The following is a 294-nucleotide window of genomic DNA, read 5'->3' as shown; positions in this document are numbered from 1 at the left end:
GCATGCGGCTTTCCAACTCCACAAAGCGGTTGTACGACACAGCTTTCGGAAAATAAGACTTCATCGTACCCTTAATAAAGAACAGGTAGTAGTGCTTGAAATTGCGGAATGTACCGAAATGGAAATACAACAGAATCGTCATGATTTCACTGTCGGACAACGATGCTGCACGCCGTCTACGCTTCACTCCGCTATTGTCTTCCAGCAAATTTCCTGCATTTTCTGCATCAAAATGTTTGCAAAACTCGTCTATAATACAAAATAATTCTGTAACTTTGCAATCGGTAGTCATAT

Annotated in this window: 1 pseudogene; it reads right to left on the bottom strand. The window is 41.2% G+C overall.

The features are described from left to right. Positions 1-292: pseudogene (locus CIK96_RS02660) on the bottom strand (IS982 family transposase); the annotation flags it as partial. Positions 293-294 lie beyond the last annotated feature (2 nt).

This window comes from Prevotella sp. P4-98 (assembly GCF_002251405.1).
GTDB lineage: Bacteria > Bacteroidota > Bacteroidia > Bacteroidales > Bacteroidaceae > Prevotella.
The sequence above is the reverse complement of the archived record's forward strand: the minus strand, read 5'-3'. Positions and strand labels throughout refer to the sequence as shown.